Consider the following 6,455-nt stretch of genomic DNA (forward strand, 5'->3'; position numbering starts at 1 on the left):
AAGTGTTTAATTATATTTTAAAGGGAGGGGTTGCCGTGTCCGGCGGAGATTTCGTAATCTCCCGGGAAGACTGGTCACTTCATCGCAAGGGAGAGATTGACCGGGAGCGGCACCGGGAAAAAGTACGGGAGGCAATAAAGAAAAACCTGGCGGATATCGTCAGCGAAGAAAGCATTATCATGCATGACGGTCGTAAAGTTATCAAAGTACCGATCCGTTCCTTGGACGAATTCCACTTCCGTTTTGATTACGGCAAACAAAAGCATGGCGGTCAGGGGGACGGCAACAGCAAAAAGGGCGATGTTGTTTACGCCGACCCTCAGAAAGGGCAGGGTAAGAGCAAGGGGGCCGGCGAAGAGCCTGGTGTCGATTACTATGAAGCCGACATAACTATCGAAGAGTTGGCGGAAATGATCTTTGAAGATCTTGGCCTGCCGAACCTGGAACAAAAAAAGAAACCGGAACTTGCTTCGGAGTCGGTGGAATTCAAAGATGTGCGGAAGAAGGGAATAGCGAGCAATATTGACCGCAAGCGGACCATTATGGAAGTAATAAAGCGAAACGCTTTAAGAGGAGAACCGGGATTGCATGGTATCACCCCCGAAGATTTGCGTTATAAAACTTGGGACAACACATTTAAGTATGAGTCAAACGCTGTTGTTCTCGCCATGATGGATACATCCGGTTCAATGGGACCCTTTGAGAAATATATCGCGCGCAGTTTTTTCTTTTGGATGGTTCGTTTTCTGCGTACAAAGTATAATAACGTCCAGATTGTTTTTCTTGCCCACCATACCGAAGCGAAGGAAACAACCGAGGAAGAGTTTTTTACCAAGGGGACCAGCGGCGGCACCCGCTGTTCATCGGTTTACAAGCTGGCCCTGGATGTTATTGAAAAGCGGTACAGTCCTCAGGATTACAATATATATGCTTTTCACTTTTCTGACGGTGATAATCTTGTTTCGGATAATGACAACTGTATTAAATTAATCAACGATCTGCTAAAAGTATGCAACATGGTTGGTTATGGTGAGATCGAGGGGGCCTACTACTATACCAGCACTTTGAGAACAGCTTTTAAAAGGATCGGCAATCCTAAATTTACCAGTGTTACGATCAAGGACAAGAGTGGAGTTTACCCCGCCTTGAAAAAATTTTTCAGCCAAACCCAAGGTGAGGCAGTTAATTAGTCCCGTGTATTATGCCTCATTTTATGGAGGAATCATATATGAATCCGAAAGACGAATTAAAAATTCTAGAAGACGCTTTACAGGTTATCAACGCTAAGGCTAAAGAATTAGGGTTGGATTTTTATAATATGTTTTTTGAAATTTGCCCGGCGGATATTATTTATACTTTCGGCGCTTATGGAATGCCCACCCGTTATTCACACTGGACATTCGGCAAGGCCTACCATAAAATGAAAACACAATACGATTATAACCTTGGCCGCATCTATGAAATGGTAATCAATTCCAACCCATGCTATGCTTTTCTCCTCGAAGGCAACAGCATAATACAGAATAAACTGGTCATGGCGCATGTTCTCGCACATTGCGATTTTTTCAAAAACAATGCATATTTCAAGAACACCTCGCGGGATATGGTGGAATCCATGGCTGCGGCGTCTGAACGTTTCCGGGAATACGAGTTTAAACATGGCCGGGCAAAAGTGGAATTATTTATCGATGCCGCGCTGTCCATACAGGAACACATCGAACCCAGGATAATGATCAGAAAAGGTGAGGAGCTACGAAAAAGACGGCAGAATGAGCATAAACGGGCTAATTATGCTGAACACCCGGAAACTCCTTACGATGACTTGTGGGAGCTTGAAGAGGTGCGCAAGGACGCGAGTGCGGATGAAAAAGAAAAAAAATTTCCTAAAGAGCCTGAGAAGGATCTTATGCTGTTCATCATCGAACACAGCAAAGAATTAGAAGACTGGCAAAGGGATATCATGTCGGTGATCAGACAGGAGATGTTTTATTTTTGGCCTCAAATGGAAACCAAAATCATGAATGAAGGATGGGCAACTTATTGGCATCTCCGAATCATGCGCGATATACATTTGGATGTGAATGAAACGATTGAGTTTGCCAAGATGCACTCCGGCATCATTCAGACTTCACGCACGCGTATTAATCCATATACACTGGGCTTAAAAATATTTGAAGACATCGAAAAACGATGGGATAACCCTACTTCCGAGGAAAAAGAGCGGTATGGCCGTTCCGGTGGTGAAGGTAAAGAAAAAATATTTGAAGTCCGCGCAAATGAAAATGACGTTTCATTTTTACGCAACTATTTAACTAAAGAATTAATTGAGGAAATGGATTTATACCTCTACAAAAAAGTAGGAAATGAATGGCGGGTAGATGAAAAAGATTGGGAGAAAGTACGGGACGGTCTTGTTGCCGGTCTGACTAATGGCGGTTATCCTTACATCACGGTGCAGAATGGAGATTATAATAAGAATGGCGAGTTGTATCTGAAACATCATTATGAAGGTACAGAGTTGGATGTATACTATGTTGAAAAGACTCTTCCCTACTTATATTCTCTCTGGGGACACACTATACATCTGGAAACGGTTCTGGATAACAAATCGGTACTTTTTTCATTTAACGGAGAAAAGAGCAGCAAAAAATTCATGTAGGTTCAAATTGATTAGCATACCCTCCAAATGAGGGTATTTTTTTTGCATGTTTTTTGACGGTGCCAGCGGCAAGAGGAAAATGGTCCTGCTTATAGGACTATTGACTTATCCACAGATTCCTGCATGGATGTGGATATTTTTGTGAATAGTTTATAAAAAATATTTATCCATTGCGTAAATATGATATATTGTAGAAAATAATTAGCAAAAATGGTGGAATGCAAATGTATGCCATTAATAATTGCAGGGTATATACGGGGACGCGTTTGCTTGCGGATAAAGCGGTTATTATTGACGATGATAAGATAGTTGAGATTGTCAATCAGTCCGATCTGCCCGCGGGCATATCCGCAATCAACCTGAATGGATTATCCGTCGCGCCCGGGTTCATTGATATCCAGATCAACGGCGGGGGCGGCCTTTTATTTAACGAAGAGCCAAGCGTTTCAACCATTTCCACGATCTGTGAGACGCATAAGCGATTTGGAACAACTAACTTTTTACCCGTTCTGCTCAGTGATTCCAGAGAAAAAATGATATCGGCCGTTGAAGCCGTGCAATACTGTCTGGATAAAAAGCTGCACGGGGTGTTGGGGTTGCATTTGGAAGGGCCGTATATCAACGAGAAAAAAGCGGGCGTTCATAATAAAAATTACATAAGAGACCTTAATGCCGGGGAATTGAATGAATTAATAAAAGCCGCGGAGGCGAAGGCGTTAAAATTATTGACTGTCGCGCCGGAAGTTGTCCGGCCAGATTATTTAAAAATGTTGGCAGACGCCGGAGTGCTGCTTTCCGCCGGGCATTCGGACATTACCTATGGTGACGCGGTGAAATGCTTTGAAAACGGCATAACATGCGTTACTCATTTATTTAACGCAATGTCGCAATTAAACAGCCGGGAGCCCGGCCTGGTCGGTGCGGCATTGCAGGCGGAAAACGTGTGGGCGGGGATAATCGCCGACGGGTTGCATGTGCACTATGCCACCATAGACATAGTGAAACGAATCAAAGGGAGGAAGCTGTTTTTAATAACAGATGCCATGCCGCCTGTGGGAAAAGCTTCCCGGAACTTCATGCTGGGTGATTATGCCGTTGAGTGTAGAGACGGAAAATGCGCAACAGAAGACGGAATACTTGCCGGATCGGCCTTGGACATGGCCACGGCGGTGCGCAATTGTGTAAAAGAAATTGGTATTCCCATAGAAGAAGCTTTACGGATGGCTTCCACATATGCCGCAGAATTTCTCGGCATGGGGCTTGAACTTGGCAAAATAAAATCAGGATATGACGCAAATATTGTTATTTTTGATGACAAAATGGAAGTAAAAGGTGTTATAATTAACGGAAATTTTGAATTTTGGGCCAATTCGTGAGAAATTGTCAGGGGCTGATTTAACATAATGGTATTTTGTCATATATTATTCCAGGAAATGTTATTGATCGACATATTTCAACAACTATTGCGGATTTTATATGATATAATAATTTTCATGGGCTGCATAAAAAAGGCACCCCTGCCAAAAGGCAGGGGTGCAAAGCCGTGGGACTAAGGCTGTTTAAATAGTTATGTCTGTCGGTTTGTCAGCATCTACTTTAAAGGTTTAAAATTTATAATTGCGAGGAGGTATCTTTATGGATCCATTACTAGGCGATATTCAGCTGTTCGCGTTTGATTTTGCCCCGTCAAACTGGATGACTTGCGAGGGACAAACCCTGAATATTGCCACCAATCAAGCCCTGTTTTCATTGATAGGCACAAAATTCGGCGGAAACGGCACCACTACTTTTTGCCTGCCGGATTTGCGGAACGCGTTGCCGATGCAGGGGATGGGCATGCACTACTGTATCGCGATTCAAGGAATTTACCCCGACAGGAACTGATTATAATTATGCTTTCTAAATACTTATTTAGTTAAGGAGGATGACATTATGGATTACTTTTTAGGACAAATTGTCGTATTTCCATATTCATTTGTACCCATGGGCTGGTTGCTCTGCAACGGCCAAATTCTTCAGATTCAACAATATACCGCGCTGTTTTCCTTAATCGGCAATAAATTCGGCGGTAACGGGACTACCACTTTTGCCATACCTAATTTACAGGGCGCCGAACCGCAGCCCGGCACTGGTTATTATATTTGCATTTCCGGCATGTATCCAACCAGAGACTAAGGGTAAATAAGATTATTCATACAACTCTATCAAGAGATGTTAAAAAGACTCAGAAGGGGTGGAATTTTATGGGTGATAACATTGCCCGGAACAAGTTCGCTAATGCGAGCAGTTTCGTTTATCCTTATGCACCGGCCAAAGCGGTTGACGGTACTTTAACTCCGCTGGGACGGTGGCTGGGTTCCTCGCCGTTGCCGCCTGAACCGACGCCGCCATCACCTGTCTGGTTGAGTGTTGATCTCGGCGCTTTTTATTGGGTTAACCGCTGGGTGGTCAAGCATATGGGTTTGATCGGCTGGTCAAGTAATTATAATTTAATCGATTACAAGCTGCAGGGAAGCCTCGATAATGCCAACTGGTTTGATTTGGATTCCGTGACAAACAATTCGGCCAATCAAACCGACCGGCCGGTTGCCCCGCGCAAGACCAGGTGGGTTAGGGTTTACGTGACCAAGGGGTTGCGCTGCAATACGAATTTTGCCTCAATCGTGGATTTGGAGATATATGCCGCCGATCCGACCAATCCCTATCTCTCAAATCTGGTATTAAGCAACTCACTGGTGCTTAATCCGCCATTTAGCCAGACGATCAATGCTTATACCTCAAACGCAGGTTATGATCTGAGCAGTATCACAATAACGCCTACGGTGGTGGACAGTAACGCGACCATAAAGGTTAACGGCGTTGCCTGCGCCAGCGGGCAGCCCTCGGCGCCGGTCAGCTTAAACGCCGGCGTGAATAATCCGATACCGGTGGAGGTATATCCGGCGATTGGAGAGGTGAATACCTACACGGTTAACGTGACCAGGGCGAGTAGTCCGTATTTGTCGGGGTTGTTAATTGTCGGGAAGGGTGCAAGTCTTACGCCAACTTTCAATAGAGCCACTTATGCTTATACTTCTTCTGTGGCCAATACAAAGACAACCGCTCAGATACAGGCAACAGCAGAGGCTGGAGGAAGCATAACGGTGAACGGTGTTGCAGTCCAGAGCGGACAACCGTCGCAGGCTATCGATCTGCAGGTAGGAGCTAATCTGGTAACTGTTATCTGCACTGCTGCTGTAGGGTCGGATTTCAAGAAGTATGAAATCACTATAACCAGGGCGGCGACATAAAATAAAGTTACTGTAAAAACCTGTAGCCACGCCGTGGTTGCAGGTTGATTGTTTTAACGGCTCTGGGGTAGGAGTCTTATAAAAAAATATCTGTTTCAATAAATGCCAAGCAATTACTGTGCTATTGAAGGAAGAAGATAAAGAAAAACGCTGCCGCAAACGTAATATCCACTATTTCGAAGTAGTCGTAAAATTAGGAAGGTGTAGGGGAAGTCAAATTATATTTTTATCGTTATCCTTACCAGAATAGATGGAGATTGTTTCTTTCAACTGATAACGTCCCTTTAATATCAAAATCAAGTCTCAACTGGAAAATTAACGAATAGAAAGCAAGCGGATATAAATTCAGGCCGCAGGGGGTGTAACTAAATCAGGCAGTGGGAAAGGAGAAAGCCGAGATGTTTAGAAGAGCATTCAACAAAATAATGGTGATTTTTATTACAACGCTGATGATTTGCTGCCTGTCGTTCGGACTGAATGAAGGAATTGACAAGGCATTTGCCGCG

At 44.0% G+C, this 6,455-nt stretch carries 6 protein-coding genes and 1 riboswitch; all 6 genes read left to right on the forward strand.

All coding sequences use genetic code 11. The features are described from left to right. Positions 1 to 35 precede the first annotated feature (35 nt). The 6 genes from yhbH (at position 36) to A4E54_RS13130 (ending at position 5,949) form a co-directional block, all read left to right on the forward strand. On the forward strand, positions 36 to 1,190 hold the full coding sequence (gene yhbH / locus A4E54_RS13105; RefSeq protein WP_286726365.1) for a sporulation protein YhbH: 1,155 nt from the start codon (positions 36 to 38) through the stop codon (positions 1,188 to 1,190). Positions 1,191 to 1,228: 38 nt separating this feature from the next. Further along, complete coding sequence (locus A4E54_RS13110) at positions 1,229 to 2,659, forward strand: SpoVR family protein (protein ID WP_240083889.1); 1,431 nt, start codon at positions 1,229 to 1,231, stop codon at positions 2,657 to 2,659. A gap of 224 nt (positions 2,660 to 2,883) precedes the next feature. Beyond that, positions 2,884 to 4,035, forward strand: coding sequence for an N-acetylglucosamine-6-phosphate deacetylase (gene nagA / locus A4E54_RS13115; RefSeq protein ID WP_286726366.1), 1,152 nt, complete (start codon positions 2,884 to 2,886; stop codon positions 4,033 to 4,035). Positions 4,036 to 4,159: 124 nt separating this feature from the next. Further along, a riboswitch (cyclic di-GMP riboswitch) is annotated at positions 4,160 to 4,248 on the forward strand. Between the two features lie 46 nt (positions 4,249 to 4,294). After that, entirely contained in the window at positions 4,295 to 4,543 is a 249-nt protein-coding gene (locus A4E54_RS13120) for a phage tail protein (RefSeq protein ID WP_286726368.1), read from the forward strand. A gap of 48 nt (positions 4,544 to 4,591) precedes the next feature. Continuing rightward, positions 4,592 to 4,834: a phage tail protein gene (locus A4E54_RS13125; RefSeq protein WP_286726369.1), complete on the forward strand. Its 243-nt coding sequence runs from the start codon at positions 4,592 to 4,594 to the stop codon at positions 4,832 to 4,834. Positions 4,835 to 4,902: 68 nt separating this feature from the next. After that, a complete protein-coding gene (locus tag A4E54_RS13130; RefSeq protein WP_286726370.1) occupies positions 4,903 to 5,949 on the forward strand; it encodes a cadherin-like beta sandwich domain-containing protein in 1,047 nt (348 codons plus the stop codon). Positions 5,950 to 6,455 lie beyond the last annotated feature (506 nt).

The sequence above is a fragment of the Pelotomaculum sp. PtaB.Bin117 genome (assembly GCF_002067195.1).
Classification (GTDB): Bacteria; Bacillota; Desulfotomaculia; order Desulfotomaculales; family Pelotomaculaceae; genus Pelotomaculum_D; species Pelotomaculum_D terephthalicicum.

What these genes read in the sequence shown, in the direction of transcription:
- A4E54_RS13125 (WP_286726369.1), top strand. Translation starts at nt 4,592, where the DNA reads ATGGATTACTTTTTAGGACAAATTGTCGTATTTCCATATTCATTTGTA.
- A4E54_RS13110 (WP_240083889.1), top strand. Translation starts at nt 1,229, where the DNA reads ATGAATCCGAAAGACGAATTAAAAATTCTAGAAGACGCTTTACAGGTT.
- nagA (WP_286726366.1), top strand. Translation starts at nt 2,884, where the DNA reads ATGTATGCCATTAATAATTGCAGGGTATATACGGGGACGCGTTTGCTT.
- A4E54_RS13130 (WP_286726370.1), top strand. Translation starts at nt 4,903, where the DNA reads ATGGGTGATAACATTGCCCGGAACAAGTTCGCTAATGCGAGCAGTTTC.
- A4E54_RS13120 (WP_286726368.1), top strand. Translation starts at nt 4,295, where the DNA reads ATGGATCCATTACTAGGCGATATTCAGCTGTTCGCGTTTGATTTTGCC.